We start from the raw sequence: 19,190 nt of genomic DNA on the forward strand, positions 1-19,190 counted from the left end.
CTCAGCGTTCTACTTGCATGTATTAGGCACGCCGCCAGCGTTCGTCCTGAGCCAGGATCAAACTCTCATTAATATAAGTGTTTGTCCGGCTAAGCACTCTGGCTTATCCGTTTTTCTTTATTCTTGACAGGTTATTTGCATAACCCGCACTTGGTTCGTCTTGTTCAGTTTTCAATGGTCTTCTCCTAAGAGACAACTCCTATATTCTAGCAAATCTTTTGACTACTGTCAACTACTTTACTCGAACTTTTTTTCGTCCCTTTCTCAAAAGACAACTTACTCATCTTATCAAACTTCTTTACTACTGTCAACTACTTTTTGCGACTTTGGCGAAAAAATTATTCGAGAAGGTGGAAATCTTCTCCATTCTATCTATATTTTCATGGTTTAGCAAGCTATTGCCTATATTTTAAGTTTGAGAAGCTTATTTTTTAGGTATGTTAAGTAGATTTATATTTATTCACTACGCTACATAGCATTAGCGGAAGCGTTATCTTTGCATTTTGAAAATCAATCTTAAAGTGCACCTTTAAGAATTCCAGCTCTATATCTTCCACATTTTCATACGCGATTCCTCTTCCAGTTTCAAGAAAAACGGGCAACTGAATGCTTTGAACTCATTGAAGACCATTTGAAGCTAGTAAATCAGCCATTTTTGACCGTCTTCAAGACCTTTCTCAAATACAAAGCTTACATCACAAATGCTCTTAACCTACCTTATTTTAACGCTAAACTGGAGGCAACCAACAAGCTTATCAAGGACATCAAACGCAAAGCTTTTGGCTTTCGAAACTTCAAAAACTTTAAAACTAAAATGCTTATCGCTTTGAACATGCAAAGAGAGAGAACCAATCTAATTCTCTCTCGTGCTTAGTTACAAGTCACCCACTGCAGTTGACAAAGAGCCGAAATAAGATACAGAATTCTTTTATGTTCGATAAAAACGCCTGCTTATGAATTATCACCATGTAACTTTGGAAATAATTCATAAACAAGCGTTAACTCATTTATATATGATGAGTGTTCCCGCTGGGCTTAACCCAGCGGTAGACCAGAGCTAGACTAAGAATCTCTTGGGATTCCATCATCATAACACTCAACAAAATTGATGATTTTATACTAATTCAATGATTGCCATTGGAGCAGCGTCACCACGACGTGGTTCGGTTTTAAGAATACGAGTGTATCCACCATTACGTTCTGCATAACGCGGAGCAATTTCAGCGAAAAGTTTTTGAAGAGCTGTTGTTGATGTATACTTATCAGTTGCTTCATCATAACTTTCTGTTGCAATTTCATTACGAACAAACGCTGCTGCTTGACGACGAGCGTGTAAATCACCACGTTTACCAAGAGTAATCATTTTTTCAACGGTTTTACGAATTTCTTTAGCACGAGCTTCAGTTGTTACGATTGATTCATTAATCAAAAGATCAGTTGTCAAATCGCGCAACATTGCTTTACGCTGTGAGCTAGTGCGTCCAAGTTTACGGTAAGCCATGTGTTCCTCCTCTATTATTTATCATTTTTGAGTCCAAGGCCAAGGTCATATAATTTGATCTTAACTTCTTCAAGACTCTTGCGTCCAAGGTTACGGACTTTCATCATTTCAGGCTCAGTTTTTTCTGTTAAATCCAGGACAGTATTAATTCCTGCACGTTTTAAGCAGTTATAAGAGCGCACAGACAAATCAAGTTCTTCAATGGTACGATCAAGTACTTTGTCATCAGACACTTTCTCTGTTTCCTTCATCACATCAGTCGCTTTTGCCACTTCTGTTAAATCCGTAAATAGGTTTAAGTGTTCGATTAAGACACGTGCTGAAAGTCCCAAGGCATCCTCAGGGATGATTGTACCGTTTGTCATAATTTCAATCGTCAATTTATCAAAACCATCATTGCTACCTACGCGAGCAGGTTCTACCTGATAATTGACTTTCTTCACTGGTGTATAAATTGAATCTACAGCCAATGTTCCAACCGGTAAATCTTCACGTTTATTTGCTTCAGCTGGAACGTAACCACGATTTTTAGCAACTGTCATAGTTGCCTTCATGCTAGCTCCCTCAGCAATAGTAAAGAGATAATGGTCAGGATTCACAATTTCAATGTCGCTATCCGTTAAAATATCTCCCGCTGTAACTTCAGCTGGACCTACTACATCAAGTTCAATTGTTTTTTCGTCTTCGACGTGTGATTTTACAGCAAGCCCTTTAATGTTAAGGATAATTTGCATAACATCTTCACGCACACCTTTAATCGTATCAAACTCATGGAGAACACCATCAATTTTGATTGACGTTACTGCTGCACCAGGCAAAGAGGACAGGAGTATGCGACGCAAAGAGTTACCCAAAGTTGTTCCATAACCACGTTCAAGTGGCTCGATAACAAACTTGCCGTAATGTTTATTTTCATCAATTTTTGTTATTATTGGTTTTTCAAACTCAATCATTTAGTTACTCCCTCGAAACGAATCTTGTGTAGGTTAATGAATATGATTACACACGACGACGTTTTGGAGGACGAGCACCATTGTGTGGCACAGGAGTCACATCGCGGATTGCAGTTACTTCAAGACCTGCAGCAGCAAGGGCACGAATAGCAGACTCACGACCTGAACCTGGACCCTTTACAGTAACTTCCACTGTTTTAAGACCGTGTTCTTGTGCAGATTTAGCAGCTGCTTCAGAAGCCATTTGAGCTGCAAATGGAGTAGATTTACGAGAACCTTTGAATCCAAGAGCACCAGCTGATGACCAAGCAAGAGCGTTACCATGCACATCTGTAATCATAACAATAGTGTTATTAAATGTAGCGTGAATATGAGCAATACCTGATTCGATATTCTTTTTCACACGACGTTTACGTGTTGGTTTAGCCAAGATTTTTACCTCCTATTTTATTTTGTATTATTTTTTCTTACCAGCAATCGCGACAGCTTTACCTTTACGAGTGCGAGCGTTGTTTTTAGTGTTTTGTCCACGGACAGGAAGTCCACGACGGTGACGGATACCACGGTATGAACCGATTTCCATCAAACGTTTAATATTCAAGTTAACTTCGCGACGAAGGTCACCTTCAACTTTGATTGAATCCACTTCACGACGGATAGCGTCTTCTTGATCTGATGTCAAATCTTTCACGCGGATATCTTCTGAAATTCCAGCAGCTGCCAAGATTTTCTTAGATGTCGCAAGACCGATACCATAGACATAAGTCAATGAAATCACTACACGTTTGTCGTTTGGAATATCAACTCCAGCAATACGAGCCATGTTTTCTCCTTTCTATAATTATCCTTGACGTTGCTTGTGTTTTGGATTTGTTGGACAAATCACCATAACACGACCGTTACGACGAATAACTTTACAGTATTCGCAAATTGGTTTAACCGATGGTCTTACCTTCATGTTTAATCCCTCCAATTATTTCGATTATTTAAAGCGGTATGTGATGCGTCCACGACTAAGGTCGTACGGGCTAAGTTCCACTGTCACACGGTCACCGACTAAAATACGAATGTAGTTTTTACGGATTTTTCCAGATACAGTTGCAAGAACTTGATGGCCGTTTTCGAGTTCAACCGTAAACATTGCATTTGGCATAGTCTCAACAACTTTGCCTTCAATTTCAATCACATCTTCTTTTGCCACGCAAAAGCACCCCCTAAATTTCGATTTGATGCCCTCTGAACACAGAGGTAACAATTATAAGTCAGACTAAGCTATTCTACCATGTTTGTCAATAAATTGCAAGCTAAATTCCTTGGTTTATTGCATTTTTGATAAAATCGCATCAATCGCTGCAAAGACCAACTCTATATCTTGGTCTCCCTCAATATCATGCACCAAACCTTTGGCACGATAGTGTTCAATAATTGGCTGACCTTGTGCAATATTGACCTCCAAACGGCGTTGAACAGATTCTGGCTTATCATCTTCACGTTGGTAAAACTCTTCTTCCTTATAGCCTGGTGCTGGTGGATTGAAGACCTTATGGAAGGTTTCACCTGTTTCTTTATGGATAATCCGGCCGCTCAGACGCTCTACCAATTTTGATGGATCAATCTCAATATTGATAACCCCTTGCAACTCAATTCCTAAGTCAGACAAGTTGGCATCCAAGGCATGAGCTTGTTCAATAGTACGAGGATAGCCATCTAACAAGAAACCTTTTTGCTTGATATCATCCTGCACCAAACGCTCTTTGACAATGCCATTGGTCACTTCGTCAGGAACCAGGTCACCCTTATCGATATAGGACTTAGCCAAAACGCCCATTTCTGTCTGGTTAGCCATCGCTGCACGGAACATATCGCCCGTTGAGATATGGGCAACATTAAACTTTTCAACAATCTTTGCAGCTTGCGTACCCTTGCCGGCACCTGGTAAACCCATGATCAAAAGATTCATGTTTATCTCCTTTTATATGGCTGAGTATAACTCAGTATTTTATTTTGTTTTCACATAAATTTGCCACAATTGACAAACTTATCCAAAAACAAAATAGAAGAATAGGGAAATCCCTATCCTCAATTTTGTTTACAAATCTTAGCTTTCAGTATTCATAAAGCCAACATATTTTCTCTTCAAGAGATAGCCTTCTAGTTGCTTCATTCCTTCAATAGCTGTCGAAATAAGAATCAAGAGACTAGTTCCTCCTAGTGCCAGTCCTGCTGACAGTCCAAATACTTGCTGTGCAAGAATCGGTGTCAAGGCAACAAAGGCAAGGAAGATTGCTCCTAATGTTGCTAATTTCTTAAGTAAACTTGTCAAGAAAGCTTCTGTTTCACGTCCAGGTCTTACCTTTGGAATGTAAGAAGCATTTTTCTGTAAGTTTTCCGCTGTTTTTTCCGGATTTACTTGTACAAACGTATAGAAAAACGAGAACACAACGATAAGCAGCGCATAAACAACCATTCCCACTGGAGTGCGATAATCCATAGAGTGTTGTAATGTTTCCAACCAAGACCAATTCAGGCCATAACTCTGCACAAACGGAATAACTGTACTTGGTAGAGCTGTAATTGAACTCGCAAAAATAACTGGAATAACTCCTGCTGGATTGACCTTCAATGGTAGGTATGAGCTTGTCGAAGCGCCTTTAGTCAGCTTTGTGTATTGAATCGGAATTTTATACTCTGCTTGTTGGACAAATATGGTGAAGAAGACCACAACCAATGTCGCAAGAATTAAGGCCCCTATGAAGATATAAGAACTTTGTATGTCGCTTGAACGAACATTGACAAAGTAATCCTCATAAATGGTCGAAATGGTACCTGGCAATGCAGAGATGATACCTGCAAAGATTATCATCGAAACACCATTACCAAATCCTCTATCCGTAATCTGTTCTCCAAGCCAAGTCACCACGACACTTCCTGTAGTCAATATAGCACCAATCAGAATGTATGTCTGTGGGTTAGGTGTTGGTACAAGAGCTACGCTAGATAGCGCATTAAATCCATAAGTAATACCAACAGATTGGAAAAAAGCCAAGAATAGAGAAATATAACGCGTCGCCTGATTGAGCTTACGCCGTCCCACCTCTCCTTGCTTACCCCACTCAACAAATTTTGGTAGAATATCCATTTGTAACAACTGCACTACAATCGATGCTGTAATATAGGGACTAACACCTAGTGAAAACACCGAAAAGTTGGTCATGGCATTTCCGGATACCAAATTGAGCATGTTTAAAAAGGGTAAATCACTTAGTTGATCAAGGCTCTTAACATTGACTCCAGGAACAGTAATATGTGTCCCTAATCGAAAGACAAAGAGAATGAAAATCGTAAATAGAATTTTTTTTCTAACGTTTTTCAGTTTTAGGGCATCTTTTAATAGTTTAAAGAACATCTGAGTTACCCCTCTTAGATGACTTCGATTGAACCACCTTTAGCAGTGATTGCTGCTTCAGCAGATTTTGAGAATTTAGCTGCCTTAACAGTCAATTTTTTAGTCAATTCACCATTACCAAGAATTTTAACACCTGATTTTTCAGCACGAACAATCCCAGCTTCTTTCAAAACAACTGGTGTTACTTCTGTACCATCTTCAAAGACGTTCAATTGATCAAGATTCACCAAAGCATACTCTTTAGCGTTAATGTTGGTAAATCCACGTTTTGGAAGACGACGGAACAATGGTGTTTGTCCACCTTCAAAACCTGGACGTACGCCACCACCGCTACGTGCTTTTTGACCTTTTTGACCACGACCAGACGTTTTACCGTTACCTGATGATGTACCACGACCTACACGGTTGCGGGTTTTACGTGAACCTTCTGCAGGTTTCAATTCATGAAGTTTCATTAATAGTTCTCCTTTATTTTGCAAAATGCTAGCGCCTCTGCCAGAGTGAAAAGGACGCTCTGGCAAGACTCGCCTATGCATGTGTTCTATTCAAGTTAAAGCCGTAGAAATATCTACGACTTAATCTATTTTTTATGCTTCTTCAACAGTTACCAAGTGAGAGATAGCGTTAACCATTCCAAGAACAGCTGGGTTATCTTCTTTAATAACTGAAGAGTTCAATTTACCAAGTCCAAGGGCAACAACTGTTTTACGTTGTTCTGGTTTGCGACCGATTGGAGACTTAGTCAAAGTAATTTTAATTTGAGCCATGAGTATCTCCTTTCTTATGCTAAATCAGAAACTGAAACACCACGAAGTGCAGCCACTTCTTCAGCACGTTTCAATTGTTTCAAACCTTCAACAGTTGCACGAACGATGTTGATTGGAGTGTTTGAGCCAAGTGACTTAGACGTGATATCATGGATACCAGCCAATTCAACTACGGCACGAACAGCACCAGCAGCAGCAACCCCAGCACCCTCTACAGCAGGTTTCAACAATACCTTTGCTCCACCAAATTCTGAACGAACTTCGTGAGGAATTGTTGTACCAACCATAGGTACTTCGATAAGGTTCTTCTTAGCGTCCTCAACAGCTTTACGGATTGCTTCTGGAACTTCTTGAGCTTTACCAGTACCAAATCCAACACGGCCGTTACGGTCACCAACAACTACAAGAGCAGCAAAGCGAAGACGACGTCCACCTTTTACAGTTTTTGATACGCGGTTGATACCAACCAAGCGCTCTTCAAGTTCTACTGCATTATCTTTAAATGCCATTATTAAGTGTCCTCCCTATTAGAATTTCAATCCGTTTTCACGAGCTGAGTCAGCCAAAGCTTTAACACGTCCGTGATAGAGATATCCACCGCGGTCGAACACGACTTCAGTGATGCCTTTAGCAGCAGCGCGTTCTGCAACAAGTTTACCGACAACAACGGCTTGTTCTGTTTTTGTTCCCTTAGAAACTTCTTTATCAAGAGTTGATGCACTTGCGAGCGTTACACCCGCTACGTCATCAATCACTTGAGCGTAGATGCCTGTATTAGAACGGAAAACGTTCAAACGTGGGCGTTCTGCAGTTCCAGAGAGTTTTCCGCGTACACGACGATGGCGTTTTTGGCGGAGTTTGTTTTTATCTGGTTTCGAAATCACAATTTTCACCTCTTAAATGTTAGTTTGTCATTATCTGACAGTTATCAAATACTAGCATATGGTTGATGGCGTAAGACAATCTTCGCCCTAGCAACCATAAACTATTATTTACCTGTTTTACCTTCTTTACGGCGAACAAATTCACCAACGTAGCGGATACCTTTACCTTTATATGGTTCTGGTGAACGAAGGCTACGGATATAAGCAGCTGTTTGACCAACAACTTCTTTGTTGATTCCTTCAACAACGATAGAAGTTGGGTTAGCTACTGTGAAAGTGATTCCTTCTGGAGCTTCCACTTCATCCTGGTGAGATTTACCAACTGAAAGTACAAGTGTTGTCCCTTGAAGTTGGGCACGGTAACCAACCCCGCGCATTTCAAGTTCTTTTTTGAACCCTTCAGAAACACCAACAACCATGTTGTTCAAGTTTGCACGTGACGTTCCGTGGATTGTTTTCATTTCTTTAGAGTCGTTTGGACGGTGAAGAGTTACTTCTGTACCTTCAACACGAATTTCGATATTTGTGTTGAATTCACGAGTCAATTCCCCTTTAGGTCCTTTAACTGTTACCACGCCGTTGTTTTGAATGATTTCAACACCAGCTGGCAAGTTGATAATTTTATTACCAATACGTGACATGTTTTTATTTCTCCTGTTAGATTGTCAAGCCGCTGAGCGACTAGTTTTCACGGGATTTGTTAAAAGGCAAAGCCTTAAATCAAATTACCAAACGTAAGCAATAACTTCTCCACCAACGTTCTTTTGACGTGCTTCTTTATCTGTCAAAAGGCCTTCTGATGTTGAAATAATTGCGATACCAAGTCCGTTAAGAACTTTTGGCATATCTTCACGTTTTGTGTAAACACGAAGACCTGGTTTAGAAACACGTTTCAAGTTTGTGATAACGCGCTCACCATTCTGTCCGTATTTCAAGAATACACGGATGATGCCTTGTTTATCATCTTCGATGATTTCAATGTTTTTAACAAAACCTTCGCGTTTAAGGATTTCAGCAATCCCTTTTTTGATGTTTGATGCAGGTACTTCAAGAACTTCGTGACGTGCTTGGTTAGCATTACGAATACGTGTCAAAAAGTCTGCAATTGGGTCAGTCATAACCATTTTATAGTTTCTCCTCTTACTAGTAGTTTGCAAGTTGCACTTGCTAGTTAATTCATGATACAAAGGACGCTAAAAGCCAACGAGAAAATAGAAAACTTAACGAAGAAACCTTCGTTTCTAGGGAAGCTTTTCTTTTTTCACACAGGGTTTCGCCAGTGTTCAAATTGACACGCAAACTTTGTATCGGTTTTATTTAGACAATTGAGTTCGAGCTATAACCTTAGCAAAGAAGATAGATTTCCCCAGAAGTAAACTTCTTCGTTAAATCTCCTATCTTTGCCTTGGTCGCTCAACGCTCTCACATCTTATTTTTACCAAGATGCTTTAGTAACACCTGGAATTTGACCTTTGTATGCTAACTCACGGAAGCAAACACGGCAAAGTTTGAATTTGCGGTAAACTGAGTGTGGACGACCACATTTTTCGCAACGTGTATAAGCTTGCGTAGAGAACTTCGCTGGGCGTTTGTTCTTAGCAATCATAGATTTTTTAGCCATTAGATTTACCTCCTATATTATTTAGCAAAAGGCATTCCAAGGCCTTTAAGAAGTTCGCGTCCTTCTTCGTCTGTGTTAGCAGTTGTAACGATTACGATATCAAGACCGCGTACTTTATCAACATCATCAAAGTTGATTTCAGGGAAGATCAATTGCTCTTTCACACCAAGCGTGTAGTTTCCGCGTCCATCAAATGATTTTGTTGGAACACCGTGGAAGTCACGAACACGTGGAAGTGAAACAGTAACCAATTTGTCCAAGAATTCGTACATACGCTCACCACGAAGGGTAACTTTTGCACCGATCGCAACACCTTCACGAAGACGGAAGCCGGCGATTGATTTCTTAGCTTTAGTGATAAGTGGTTTTTGACCTGAGATAAGTGCCAATTCAGCGGCAGCTTTTTCCAAAGTCTTAGCGTTTGATACAGCTTCACCAACACCCATGTTAAGAACGATCTTCTCAACTTTTGGCACAGCCATAACTGATGAGTAGTTGAATTTTTCTGTCAACGCAGGAACAACTTCTTTAGAATATTTTTCTTTTAAGCGATTTGCCATGTTACTTCTCCTTTCCTTCGTGATTAATCAAGCACTTCGCCTGATTTTTTGTTGTAACGAACTTTTTTGCCGTCAACAAACTTGTAACCAACACGACCAGCTACACCATTTTTATCAAGAACTTGAACGTTTGATACGTGGATTGCTGCTTCTTTTTCAACGATAGCACCTTGAGGGTGTTCGCTGTTTGGTTTTTGGTGTTTCTTAACAAGAGCTACACCTTCTACAACAACTTTGTTAACTTTTGGAAGTGCTTTAAGAACAACTGCTTCAGTGCCTTTGTCCTTACCTGCAATAACGCGAACTTTGTCGCCTTTTTTTACAAACATGATTTTCTCCTGTATATTTCTTACGCCCCTAAGGGCACCCTAGAATAATCTAGGGGACTCGTTTGTTTTTGATTAAAGAACTTCTGGTGCAAGTGACACGATCTTCATGAAACCACCGTCACGCAATTCACGTGCAACAGGGCCGAAGATACGTGTTCCGCGAGGGTTTTTATCTTCACGGATGATAACTGCAGCATTATCGTCAAATTTGATGTATGAACCGTCTGGACGGCGCGCACCAGTTTTTGTACGTACGACAACAGCTTTTACAACGTCACCTTTTTTAACTGCTCCACCAGGAGTAGCTTGTTTGACAGAAGCAACGATGATGTCACCGATGTTAGCGAATTTACGTCCTGAACCACCAAGTACTTTGATAGTAAGGATTTCACGGGCACCGCTATTATCAGCAACTTTCAAGCGAGTTTCTTGTTGAATCATTCCAATATTCTCCTTTTAGTGTGATTAGATAATAACAGCTTCTTCCACAACTTCTACAAGACGGAAACGTTTTGTAGCTGAAAGTGGACGAGTTTCCATGATACGAACGATATCGCCTTCTTTAGCAACGTTGTTTTCATCATGTGCTTTGTATTTTTTAGAATAGTTGATACGTTTACCATAGACTGGGTGGTTACGCTTTGTCTCAACTATAACAGTGATTGTTTTATCCATCTTGTCAGATACTACGCGTCCAACAAGTGTTTTACGTTGATTACGTTCCATATTTGAATTTCTCCTTTCCCAATCTATTATTTAAGTTCAGATTGCACTGTTTTAACACGTGCAATTTGTTTTTTCACTTCGTTCAAACGAGCTGTTTGGTCAAGTTGACCTGCAGCAGCTTGGAAACGAAGTTCAAAGAGTTCTTTTTTAAGTTCGTTTTCTTTTTTCGCAAGCTCTTCTTGAGACAAGCCACGAAGCTCTTCAACAAACTTTTTGATTTCTTCAAGTTTCATGTCTTCTCCTTATTCTGCTTCACGTTTTACGAATTTAACTTTAACTGGTAATTTGTGGCCAGCAAGGCGGAAAGCTTCACGTGCAATTTCTTCAGAAACGCCAGCAACTTCAAACATTACTTTACCACGTTTTACTGGTGCAACCCAACCTTCAGGTGCCCCTTTACCAGAACCCATACGTACCCCGATAGCTTTAGCGGTGTATGATTTGTGTGGGAAGATTTTAATCCAAACTTTACCACCACGTTTCATATAACGCGTCATAGCGATACGGGCAGCTTCGATTTGGCGGTTAGTGATCCATGAGCTAGTTGTCGCTTGAAGACCGTATTCACCGAAGTCTACTTGTTTTCCACCTTTTGCTTCACCGCGCATTTTTCCACGGAATTCACGACGGTGTTTTACACGTTTAGGTACTAACATGTGTTATTTACCTCCCTTAGTGTTTTTACGAGCTGGAAGAACTTCACCACGGTAAATCCAAACTTTAACACCGAGTTTACCATATGTAGTGTCTGCTTCTTCCCAAGCATAATCGATATCTGCACGAAGTGTGTGAAGTGGAACAGTTCCTTCTGAGTAGCCTTCTGCACGAGCGATATCTGCACCGTTCAAACGACCAGATACTTGAGTTTTGATTCCTTTAGCACCTGCACGCATTGTACGTTGGATAGCTTGTTTTTGAGCACGACGGAAAGCCACACGTGCTTCAAGTTGTTTAGCAATTGATTGACCAACAAGATGTGCATCAAGATCTGGTTGTTTGATTTCGATGATGTTGATGTGTACTTGCTTACCAGTCAATTTATTCAATTTAGCGCGCAATACGTCAACGTTAGCTCCACCTTTACCGATAACCATACCTGGTTTTGCAGTGTGAAGAGAAACGATTACTTTGTTTACTGCACGTTCGATTTCAATAGTTGAAACTGAAGCTTCAGCCAACTCTGTATTGATGAATTTGCGGATTGCAAGATCTTCATGAAGGTAATCCGCGTATTCTTTTTCAGCATACCATTTTGCATCCCAATCACGAATGATTCCGACGCGCATACCAATTGGATGTACTTTTTGACCCACGATTTTACCTCCTTATTTTTCTGACACAACCACTGTGATGTGTGTTGTGCGTTTGTTAATTGGCGAAGCTGAACCTTTCGCACGTGGACGGAAACGTTTCATCGTTGGTCCTTCGTTTGCGAATGTTTCAGATACTACCAAGTTTGCTTTTTCCAAACCAAAGTTATTTTCTGCGTTAGCGATTGCTGAGTTAAGAACTTTCTCAACTTCGCCAGCAGCTTTGTTTGGCATGAATTTCAATGTTGCGATTGCGTCAGCAACTTTCTTACCACGGATAAGATCAAGAACAAGACGTGTTTTACGAGGTGAAACACGCACTGTACGAGCCATTGCTTTAGCTGAAGTAATTTCTGCCATTGTGTTTTCCTCCTAAATTATTTACGACGAGTTTTCTTGTCGTCTGCTGCGTGACCTTTGTAAGTACGAGTTGGCGCAAATTCACCAAGCTTGTGACCTACCATGTCTTCTTGGATGTAAACAGGTACGTGTTTACGTCCATCATAAACTGCGATTGTGTAACCGATGAAACTTGGGAAAATCGTTGAACGACGTGACCAAGTTTTAATAACTTTTTTCTTTTCGTCGTTAGCTTGAGCTTCAACTTTTTTCATCAAATGCTCATCGACGAAAGGTCCTTTTTTAAGACTACGTCCCATTAGTAGTTTTTCTCCTTTAAAATGTTGTACCACAACGGCTTGCCAGCGAAGCTGGCTACCGAGTTGGCGGAATATTAAGCAGCTAAATTATTTTTGATTACGACGACGAACGATGAGTTTGTCTGATTTAGCTTTTTTATTGCGTGTTTTAAGACCAAGCGCAGGTTTACCCCATGGAGTAGATGGCGCTTTACGACCAACTGGTGCTTTACCTTCACCACCACCGTGCGGGTGATCGTTAGGGTTCATTACAGAACCGCGAACTGTTGGACGGATACCCTTCCAACGGCTACGACCTGCTTTACCAATGTTGACAAGAGATTGTTGTTCGTTACCAACTGTACCAACAGTTGCACGGCAAGTCCCAAGAATCATACGAACCTCGCCTGATTGAAGACGAACAAGAACATATTTACCTTCTTGGCCAAGAACCTGTGCAGATGCACCAGCAGCACGAACCAACTCACCACCGCGACCTGGTTTCAACTCAATGTTGTGAACCACAGTACCGACTGGAATGTTAGCAAGCGGAAGCGCGTTACCAACTTTGATATCAGCATCTGGACCTGAAACGATGCGTTGACCAACTTCAAGACCTTTTGGTGCGATGATGTACGCTTTAACACCGTCAGTGTAGTGTACAAGAGCAATGTTTGCTGTACGGTTTGGATCGTACTCAATCGTTTTAACAACCGCTTCAACACCGTCTTTGTTACGTTTGAAATCAATCAAACGATAGAAACGTTTGTGTCCACCACCATGATGACGAACAGTAATGCGACCATTGTTGTTACGACCAGCTTTTTTCTTCAAAGAAACAAGCAATGATTTCTCAGGCGTGCTTGTTGTTAGCTCTTCGAAATCCAAAGAAGTCATGTTACGACGGCCATTTGTCGTTGGTTTATAAACTTTAATACCCACGTTATTTCTCCTTTGTCTTATTCAGCTTCAGTTGCAAACAACTCGATTGCTTTAGAATCAGCTGTAAGAGTGATGATAGCTTTTTTAGTTTTTGAAGTGTAGCCCACATAACGACCAACACGTTTTTGTTTTGGTTTAGCTGTTACAGTGTTTACGCTTGCAACTTTAACGCCTTCAAACGCAGCTTCTACAGCTTGTTTGATAAGGAGTTTGTGCGCACGTGTGTCAACTTCAAAAGTGTATTTACCTGCTTCAAGAGCAACCATTGATTTCTCAGTGATAACAGGTTTTTTGATTACGTCGTACAAATTCATTATGCAAGAACCTCCTCGATTGTAGAGATTGCTTCTTTAGTAACAAGAAGTTTGTCTGCGTTTACGATATCAAGAACACTTGCAGTTGCTGCAGTTGCAACAGTTACGTTTGGAAGGTTACGTGCAGAAAGTGCTGCAAATTCGTTTCCTTCTTCAACAAGAACAAGTACTTTTGTATCGATGCTAAGTGCTGCAAGAACTTTTGCAAATTCAGCAGTTTTTGGTGCTGCAAATGAAAGAGCGTCAACAGCTACAAATTTATCCTCAGCAACTTTTGCTGAATAAACTGATTTCAAAGCAAGGCGACGAACTTTTTGTGGAAGTTTGTAGCCATATGAACGTGGAGTTGGCCCAAAGACAACACCACCACCACGCCATTGTGGTGAGCGGATAGAACCTTGACGAGCACGTCCAGTTCCTTTTTGGCGCCATGGTTTGCGACCACCACCTGATACCGCTGAACGGTTTTTAACCGCATGAGTACCTTGGCGAAGGCTAGCGCGTTGGCTGATGATCACATCAAAGACAACTGATTCGTTTGGTTCGATACCGAAGATAGCATCGTTCAACTCAACAGAGCTAACTTCTTTACCAGTTTGGTCAAATAGTTTTACGTTTGCCATGTTAACTGATTTCCCCTTTCCTTATTATTTAGCAGCTTTTACTGCTGATTTGATAGTGATAAGAGATTTCTTAGCACCTGGTACGTTACCTTTGATAAGGATAACGTTTTTCTCTGGAATAACTTGAACGATTTCAAGATTTTGAATCGTCACACGGTTGCCACCCATACGTCCAGCAAGGTTTTTCCCTTTAAATACACGGTTAGGTGCAACAGGTCCCATAGAACCTGGACGACGGTGGTAACGAGAACCGTGAGCCATTGGCCCGCGAGATTGTCCGTGGCGTTTGATAACACCTTGGAAACCTTTACCTTTAGTTGTTCCAGTAACATCAACGATATCGCCAGCCGCGAAAGTATCAACTGTGATTTCAGCGCCCACTTCCAAGCCTTCGATATTTTTGAATTCACGGATGAAGCGCTTAGGAGCAGTGTTCGCTTTTGCGACATGGCCTTTGGCAGGTTTGTTACTCAACACTTCACGTTTGTCATCAAAACCAACTTGAGTCGCAGCATAACCATCTGTCTCAACAGTTTTCACTTGCAACACAACGTTTGGAGTCGCTTCGATGACAGTTACAGGGATAAATTCACCGTTTTCAGTGAAGATTTGAGTCATTCCCACTTTTTTCCCTAAGATTCCTTTTGTCATGAGAAAATATTTCCTTTTCTGATTATTTTGTTTTTCAAAAAGTTTTTAATGAGCGTTTTTCATGCTCAAAAAAGTTTTTAAGGAGCGTTTTTTGTGCTCCGAAATCAATTAAAGTTTGATTTCGACGTTTACACCACTTGGCAAATCAAGTTTCATCAACGCATCAACGGTTTTTTGTGTTGGATTGATGATGTCGATAAGACGTTTGTGTGTACGCATTTCAAATTGCTCGCGAGAATCTTTATATTTGTGAGTCGCACGGATAATTGTGTAGAGGCTACGCTCAGTCGGAAGTGGAACTGGTCCAGCAACTGTTGCACCTGTACGAGTTGCAGATTCTACGATTTTTGCAGCAGCTGTGTCAAGTGTACGGTGCTCGTACGCTTTCAAGCGGATGCGGATTTTTTTGTTTGCCATCTTTTTCTCCTTTTCGTCTATTTAAAATAATAGGCTAGCTCTTCAAGAAAACCGACTCGCGTTGCGTGGCAATGCAACCGTGCGTGTCGCAACCTCTTGCGTCAAAGCTAAAGCTGTTTTTATACAGCACCGTAATAGTTTATCAAAAATCTCCTGCACTTGCAAGAGATTTGATAGCATTTTTTATATTTTTTAGAATTAATTTTGCATTCACTGCCCTAGCATGATTGGACTTTCTTTTTACTTATAGCAGCTAATTGTAAAAAAATCTGAGTGACAGATGTGATACTATTTAAGATTATAGCCAGCCAAATCTCTGCCAACCGCAGTTGACTGTTCCATTTCTTATTTTTATCTTTTGCCATAAAACAAAGCCAGAAACCCTGCCCGAAAGACATTGTCCAGCACTGTCCCAATCCAAATGGCCGCAAAGCCCACATCTGTAAAGGAAAGCAGGAGATAGGCAACTAAAATCCGCACGCACCACATACCGATACTCGTCGCATAAAAAGGCAGCTTAGCATTGCCCAATCCCTGCCAGAGAGCTGTATAAATCAGGGTCCCTGCCGTAAAAGGCACACCAAGCAAAGAAAAGGTCAAAACTAGCATACTGGCCTGACTAGCTACCGCATCCTGCGTATAGAGGCCAATCAAGTGTGGACCTAGCAGATAGACGGTCACCGCCACACCGTACATAAAAATCAGGCTCAGGACCAGACTGGCTTTGCGGATACTATCGATTTTTTCGCTCTGCCCTTGGGCCTTGGCCGTTAGAATGACCGTTGCCGTTGCCAGTCCCAGAGCCGGCATATAGTTGAACTGGGTCAGGGTTTCACCTATGGCATTGCCCGCCAAAACCGCCGTCCCCAAGCCTGTAATCAAGCCCACGACCACCACGTCTCCTGCCCGCATCATCAGCCGCTCGCCCGTCGCAGGCAGAGCCAAAGCCATGAGTTTGCGGTCCAAGTGAAGTGTTAGGGGCGGTAGGGAAATCCCCAAGGATCGCCAGAGGATGAGGCAAGCAATCAAGCGGGACAAAACGGTGCCGATTGCCACTCCTGCAATTCCCCAGTCCATGACAAATACCGCAAGAGCAGACAGGACAGCGTTGAGAAAATTAGACAGGAGGCTGATATACATAGGCAACTGTGTCCGACCAGTCGCCCGCAAAATAGCACCCAAGCTGGTCATGAGCCCGAGGAATAAAATGCCTCCACCGACTATAGCCAAGTAAAGCCCTCCTGCCTGTGCAACCGCAGGCTCTGTCCCCAGCAAACCAAGTAAGCTCTGGCCGAACACAATAGACAGCAGGCCCAAGATGCCACTCAGCAAGACTGTCAACTTCAAGGTTTCTCCAGTTGCTCTACTGATTCCCTCCTGGTCACCTTGACCAACAGCCTGGGCTAAAAGCGAGGCCACCGCAGCCGCCAAGGCAATGAAAATCGCCTGATAGATAGCCATGATATTGCTGGCAACTGACACACCCGACAAAGCGACCAAGCCCAGAAAGGCCACCAAGTAAGAATCCACCATGCCCATGACCATTTGAAGCATATTTTCCGCCATAGCTGGTAGGGCGATTTTTAATAAGTCTTTGTAGGTTTCTTTCATCTTTCTCCAATTCAAAAGGGGCTTCCGCCCCTCATTTCTATTAAACACCCAAGTATCGCTCTACTTCAGCCTGCATATCTGCAGCTGCAACAACGGTATTGTGGCGGACAGGTGCTGTTTCCAAGCCGTCCACAGCTGGTGGCAGGGCTACACCTGAAATTTCATGCAGTTTTGCTAGGGCTTCAAAGTCGGTCAAGCCTGACTGGCCTGTCACTGCTTCAACCGCAACCACTGGGAACTTGTATGGACTGGCTGTAGAAGCAATCACTGTCGGAGTCTGGTCCCCTGTTTGCTCCATATACTGTTTATAGACAGCTGAGGCAACAGCCGTGTGTGGATCTTCAATGTAGTCTGACTCGTCATAGACCCGCTTGATTTCCGCAGCGGTTTCTTCTTCTGTTGCAAAGGCGGCAGCAAAGAGAGATAAGATGTCCGCGTCAGCTCCTTGAATGTCATACTGACCAGCTGTGTTCAAGGCATCCATGAGCTCAGCTGTTTTTGCAGCGTCATTGCCAAAGAGGTGGAAAATCAACCGCTCCAAGTTAGAGGACACCAAGATGTCCATGGACGGACTAGTTGTCACGCGGAAGGTGCGGTTCTTATCGTAAACGCCTGTCGAGAAGAAGTCGGTTAGGACATTGTTGTCGTTGGACGCACAGATGAGCTTGCCCACTGGCAGACCGATCTGCTTAGCGTAGTAAGCCGCCAAGATGTTACCGAAGTTGCCTGTCGGAACAGTGAAGTTGACCTTGTCGCCCGCCGCAATCTCGCCAGTCTTGACTAGCTGAGCGTAGGCATAGACATAGTAAACAATCTGTGGCACCAAACGGCCGATATTCATGGAGTTGGCAGATGAAAACTGGAGTTTCTTAGCCGCCAACTTGGCACGAAGAGCCTCATCATTGAACATATGCTTGACATTTGTCTGAGCATCGTCAAAGTTTCCGTCAATAGCTACCACGTGCGTATTGGCACCTGTCTGCGTAGTCATCTGCAATTCCTGGACCTTAGACACCCCGTCGCGTGGGTAGAAAACGATGATTTGCGTACCAGGAACGTCCGCAAAGCCAGCCATAGCCGCCTTACCTGTATCGCCTGAAGTCGCGGTCAAGATGACAATCTCGTTTTCCAAACCGTGTTTTTTAGCAGCAGTCGTCATCAAGTAAGGCAGGATGGACAGAGCCATATCCTTGAAGGCAATGGTTGAGCCTCGGAAGAGCTCCAAGTTGTACTGACCCTTTAGCTTAACCACTGGGGCAATAACTGGCGTGTCAAACTTGCTGTCGTAGGCATTGTTGATACAGTAGTCCAGCTCATCTGCCGTGAAATCGTCCAAGAAAGCCGACAAAATCAGCTTGGCAACTTCTTGATAAGAAGCATCTTTGAGGACAGAAAAATCCAAGTCAACTACTGGAATAGCAATCGGTGTAAACAAACCACCGTCAGTCGCCAAGCCCTGTAAAATCGCCTGACTAGCCGATACCGTATTTTTTGCATCACGTGTTGATTGATAAACTAGTGTCATAATATTCCCCGTAAAAATCTATTTTTTCTATTCTACCATAAAACCCACCTAAATTGACAGAAAATTGGCAAGATAGACTAGAAAAGTCAGATTTTTAAAATAACCTTTGACTTATCCGCTCTTGCCATTTAAATATTTACACACAAAAACACCAACCTACTCACGTAAGCTGGTGTTTGAGAAAGTTTTGGAGGCTATTCCAATTGTTTATACAAGGATTGTTAAAAAACGCTTTTCTATACAATCCTAGATAGATTATTGTAATCATTCTAATCCTAAGTCGTTCTAGACAGATTGACGAAGGTAAATCCTAGCTCATCAAGGGATGATTTTCTAAATGAGGCGAGGCAAAGCGACGCAGGCATAACTGAAGTTAGGCAAGGAGCTTTAACGACGGATCATGACGAAAATC

General features: G+C 42.0%; 31 protein-coding genes, 1 rRNA gene and 1 pseudogene. 1 reads left to right on the forward strand and 32 read right to left on the reverse strand.

The features are described from left to right. A 16S ribosomal RNA gene (locus G575_RS0107580) occupies nucleotides 1-73 on the reverse strand; the annotation flags it as partial. 501 nt (nucleotides 74-574) lie between these two features. Here G575_RS0107580 and G575_RS11325 point away from each other — a divergent pair. Further along, nucleotides 575-874: pseudogene (locus tag G575_RS11325) on the forward strand (transposase); the annotation flags it as partial. Nucleotides 875-1,114: 240 nt separating this feature from the next. On the opposite strand, the gene rplQ reads toward G575_RS11325, so the two are convergent. The 31 genes from rplQ to thrC all read right to left on the reverse strand — a co-directional run bounded on the left by rplQ (nucleotide 1,115) and on the right by thrC (nucleotide 18,778). Next, nucleotides 1,115-1,501 (reverse strand): 50S ribosomal protein L17, encoded by a 387-nt coding sequence (gene rplQ / locus G575_RS0107590; protein ID WP_027972205.1) that lies wholly within the window; start codon nucleotides 1,499-1,501, stop codon nucleotides 1,115-1,117. A 14-nt stretch (nucleotides 1,502-1,515) separates the two neighbouring features. Then, nucleotides 1,516-2,454, reverse strand: coding sequence for a DNA-directed RNA polymerase subunit alpha (locus G575_RS0107595; RefSeq protein WP_027972206.1), 939 nt, complete (start codon nucleotides 2,452-2,454; stop codon nucleotides 1,516-1,518). Nucleotides 2,455-2,500: 46 nt separating this feature from the next. Next, the gene (gene rpsK, locus G575_RS0107600; protein WP_018166218.1) at nucleotides 2,501-2,884 is read right to left on the reverse strand and encodes a 30S ribosomal protein S11; all 384 of its coding nucleotides are present in this window, start codon (nucleotides 2,882-2,884) and stop codon (nucleotides 2,501-2,503) included. Nucleotides 2,885-2,911: 27 nt separating this feature from the next. After that, nucleotides 2,912-3,277 (reverse strand): 30S ribosomal protein S13, encoded by a 366-nt coding sequence (rpsM, locus tag G575_RS0107605; protein WP_027972207.1) that lies wholly within the window; start codon nucleotides 3,275-3,277, stop codon nucleotides 2,912-2,914. 18 nt (nucleotides 3,278-3,295) lie between these two features. Beyond that, nucleotides 3,296-3,412: a 50S ribosomal protein L36 gene (gene rpmJ, locus G575_RS11950; RefSeq protein WP_000868345.1), complete on the reverse strand. Its 117-nt coding sequence runs from the start codon at nucleotides 3,410-3,412 to the stop codon at nucleotides 3,296-3,298. Nucleotides 3,413-3,436: 24 nt separating this feature from the next. Further along, complete coding sequence (gene infA, locus G575_RS0107610) at nucleotides 3,437-3,655, reverse strand: translation initiation factor IF-1 (protein ID WP_027972208.1); 219 nt, start codon at nucleotides 3,653-3,655, stop codon at nucleotides 3,437-3,439. A gap of 117 nt (nucleotides 3,656-3,772) precedes the next feature. Continuing rightward, complete coding sequence (locus tag G575_RS0107615) at nucleotides 3,773-4,414, reverse strand: adenylate kinase (RefSeq protein WP_027972209.1); 642 nt, start codon at nucleotides 4,412-4,414, stop codon at nucleotides 3,773-3,775. 138 nt (nucleotides 4,415-4,552) lie between these two features. Beyond that, on the reverse strand, nucleotides 4,553-5,860 hold the full coding sequence (gene secY / locus G575_RS0107620; RefSeq protein ID WP_027972210.1) for a preprotein translocase subunit SecY: 1,308 nt from the start codon (nucleotides 5,858-5,860) through the stop codon (nucleotides 4,553-4,555). Between the two features lie 14 nt (nucleotides 5,861-5,874). After that, the gene (rplO, locus tag G575_RS0107625; RefSeq protein ID WP_027972211.1) at nucleotides 5,875-6,315 is read right to left on the reverse strand and encodes a 50S ribosomal protein L15; all 441 of its coding nucleotides are present in this window, start codon (nucleotides 6,313-6,315) and stop codon (nucleotides 5,875-5,877) included. A gap of 132 nt (nucleotides 6,316-6,447) precedes the next feature. Beyond that, entirely contained in the window at nucleotides 6,448-6,627 is a 180-nt protein-coding gene (gene rpmD, locus G575_RS0107630; RefSeq protein WP_027972212.1) for a 50S ribosomal protein L30, read from the reverse strand. Nucleotides 6,628-6,641: 14 nt separating this feature from the next. Next, on the reverse strand, nucleotides 6,642-7,136 hold the full coding sequence (gene rpsE / locus G575_RS0107635; RefSeq protein WP_027972213.1) for a 30S ribosomal protein S5: 495 nt from the start codon (nucleotides 7,134-7,136) through the stop codon (nucleotides 6,642-6,644). 18 nt (nucleotides 7,137-7,154) lie between these two features. Further along, the gene (gene rplR / locus G575_RS0107640; RefSeq protein ID WP_027972214.1) at nucleotides 7,155-7,511 is read right to left on the reverse strand and encodes a 50S ribosomal protein L18; all 357 of its coding nucleotides are present in this window, start codon (nucleotides 7,509-7,511) and stop codon (nucleotides 7,155-7,157) included. Between the two features lie 104 nt (nucleotides 7,512-7,615). Further along, nucleotides 7,616-8,152 (reverse strand): 50S ribosomal protein L6, encoded by a 537-nt coding sequence (gene rplF / locus G575_RS0107645; RefSeq protein WP_027972215.1) that lies wholly within the window; start codon nucleotides 8,150-8,152, stop codon nucleotides 7,616-7,618. Nucleotides 8,153-8,236: 84 nt separating this feature from the next. Continuing rightward, nucleotides 8,237-8,635, reverse strand: a complete 399-nt coding sequence (gene rpsH, locus G575_RS0107650; protein ID WP_027972216.1) for a 30S ribosomal protein S8 — start codon at nucleotides 8,633-8,635, stop codon at nucleotides 8,237-8,239. Between the two features lie 311 nt (nucleotides 8,636-8,946). Beyond that, nucleotides 8,947-9,132, reverse strand: a complete 186-nt coding sequence (locus G575_RS0107655) for a type Z 30S ribosomal protein S14 (RefSeq protein ID WP_001085697.1) — start codon at nucleotides 9,130-9,132, stop codon at nucleotides 8,947-8,949. Between the two features lie 17 nt (nucleotides 9,133-9,149). Next, the gene (gene rplE / locus G575_RS0107660) at nucleotides 9,150-9,692 is read right to left on the reverse strand and encodes a 50S ribosomal protein L5 (RefSeq protein ID WP_027972217.1); all 543 of its coding nucleotides are present in this window, start codon (nucleotides 9,690-9,692) and stop codon (nucleotides 9,150-9,152) included. 23 nt (nucleotides 9,693-9,715) lie between these two features. Next, nucleotides 9,716-10,021: a 50S ribosomal protein L24 gene (gene rplX, locus G575_RS0107665; protein WP_027972218.1), complete on the reverse strand. Its 306-nt coding sequence runs from the start codon at nucleotides 10,019-10,021 to the stop codon at nucleotides 9,716-9,718. Between the two features lie 72 nt (nucleotides 10,022-10,093). Then, nucleotides 10,094-10,462 carry a 50S ribosomal protein L14 gene (gene rplN / locus G575_RS0107670; protein WP_027972219.1) on the reverse strand — a complete coding sequence of 123 codons (369 nt, stop codon included), beginning with the start codon at nucleotides 10,460-10,462 and terminating at the stop codon, nucleotides 10,094-10,096. 24 nt (nucleotides 10,463-10,486) lie between these two features. Then, nucleotides 10,487-10,747, reverse strand: a complete 261-nt coding sequence (gene rpsQ / locus G575_RS0107675) for a 30S ribosomal protein S17 (protein WP_027972220.1) — start codon at nucleotides 10,745-10,747, stop codon at nucleotides 10,487-10,489. A 26-nt stretch (nucleotides 10,748-10,773) separates the two neighbouring features. Further along, the gene (gene rpmC / locus G575_RS0107680) at nucleotides 10,774-10,980 is read right to left on the reverse strand and encodes a 50S ribosomal protein L29 (protein ID WP_027972221.1); all 207 of its coding nucleotides are present in this window, start codon (nucleotides 10,978-10,980) and stop codon (nucleotides 10,774-10,776) included. Between the two features lie 9 nt (nucleotides 10,981-10,989). Beyond that, a complete protein-coding gene (gene rplP, locus G575_RS0107685; protein WP_024532333.1) occupies nucleotides 10,990-11,403 on the reverse strand; it encodes a 50S ribosomal protein L16 in 414 nt (137 codons plus the stop codon). A 3-nt stretch (nucleotides 11,404-11,406) separates the two neighbouring features. Continuing rightward, complete coding sequence (gene rpsC / locus G575_RS0107690) at nucleotides 11,407-12,060, reverse strand: 30S ribosomal protein S3 (protein ID WP_027972222.1); 654 nt, start codon at nucleotides 12,058-12,060, stop codon at nucleotides 11,407-11,409. Between the two features lie 12 nt (nucleotides 12,061-12,072). Beyond that, the gene (rplV, locus tag G575_RS0107695; RefSeq protein WP_027972223.1) at nucleotides 12,073-12,417 is read right to left on the reverse strand and encodes a 50S ribosomal protein L22; all 345 of its coding nucleotides are present in this window, start codon (nucleotides 12,415-12,417) and stop codon (nucleotides 12,073-12,075) included. A 17-nt stretch (nucleotides 12,418-12,434) separates the two neighbouring features. Next, nucleotides 12,435-12,716, reverse strand: a complete 282-nt coding sequence (rpsS, locus tag G575_RS0107700) for a 30S ribosomal protein S19 (RefSeq protein WP_000533766.1) — start codon at nucleotides 12,714-12,716, stop codon at nucleotides 12,435-12,437. Nucleotides 12,717-12,803: 87 nt separating this feature from the next. Then, nucleotides 12,804-13,637: a 50S ribosomal protein L2 gene (rplB, locus tag G575_RS0107705; RefSeq protein WP_027972224.1), complete on the reverse strand. Its 834-nt coding sequence runs from the start codon at nucleotides 13,635-13,637 to the stop codon at nucleotides 12,804-12,806. Nucleotides 13,638-13,654: 17 nt separating this feature from the next. After that, nucleotides 13,655-13,951 carry a 50S ribosomal protein L23 gene (locus tag G575_RS0107710; protein WP_027972225.1) on the reverse strand — a complete coding sequence of 99 codons (297 nt, stop codon included), beginning with the start codon at nucleotides 13,949-13,951 and terminating at the stop codon, nucleotides 13,655-13,657. Further along, nucleotides 13,951-14,574, reverse strand: a complete 624-nt coding sequence (rplD, locus tag G575_RS0107715; RefSeq protein WP_027972226.1) for a 50S ribosomal protein L4 — start codon at nucleotides 14,572-14,574, stop codon at nucleotides 13,951-13,953. Before rplD ends, G575_RS0107710 begins: the two co-directional genes overlap by 1 nt. A 24-nt stretch (nucleotides 14,575-14,598) precedes the next feature. Next, nucleotides 14,599-15,225, reverse strand: coding sequence for a 50S ribosomal protein L3 (gene rplC, locus G575_RS0107720; RefSeq protein ID WP_027972227.1), 627 nt, complete (start codon nucleotides 15,223-15,225; stop codon nucleotides 14,599-14,601). Between the two features lie 108 nt (nucleotides 15,226-15,333). Continuing rightward, complete coding sequence (gene rpsJ, locus G575_RS0107725) at nucleotides 15,334-15,642, reverse strand: 30S ribosomal protein S10 (protein WP_018368193.1); 309 nt, start codon at nucleotides 15,640-15,642, stop codon at nucleotides 15,334-15,336. A 351-nt stretch (nucleotides 15,643-15,993) separates the two neighbouring features. Next, nucleotides 15,994-17,301 carry an MATE family efflux transporter gene (locus tag G575_RS0107730; RefSeq protein ID WP_281168254.1) on the reverse strand — a complete coding sequence of 436 codons (1,308 nt, stop codon included), beginning with the start codon at nucleotides 17,299-17,301 and terminating at the stop codon, nucleotides 15,994-15,996. Further along, a complete protein-coding gene (gene thrC / locus G575_RS0107735; protein WP_027972229.1) occupies nucleotides 17,294-18,778 on the reverse strand; it encodes a threonine synthase in 1,485 nt (494 codons plus the stop codon). The genes G575_RS0107730 and thrC overlap by 8 nt, the downstream gene beginning before the upstream one ends. Between the last annotated feature and the right edge of the window lie 412 nt (nucleotides 18,779-19,190).

This window comes from Streptococcus plurextorum DSM 22810 (assembly GCF_000423745.1).
GTDB lineage: Bacteria > Bacillota > Bacilli > Lactobacillales > Streptococcaceae > Streptococcus > Streptococcus plurextorum.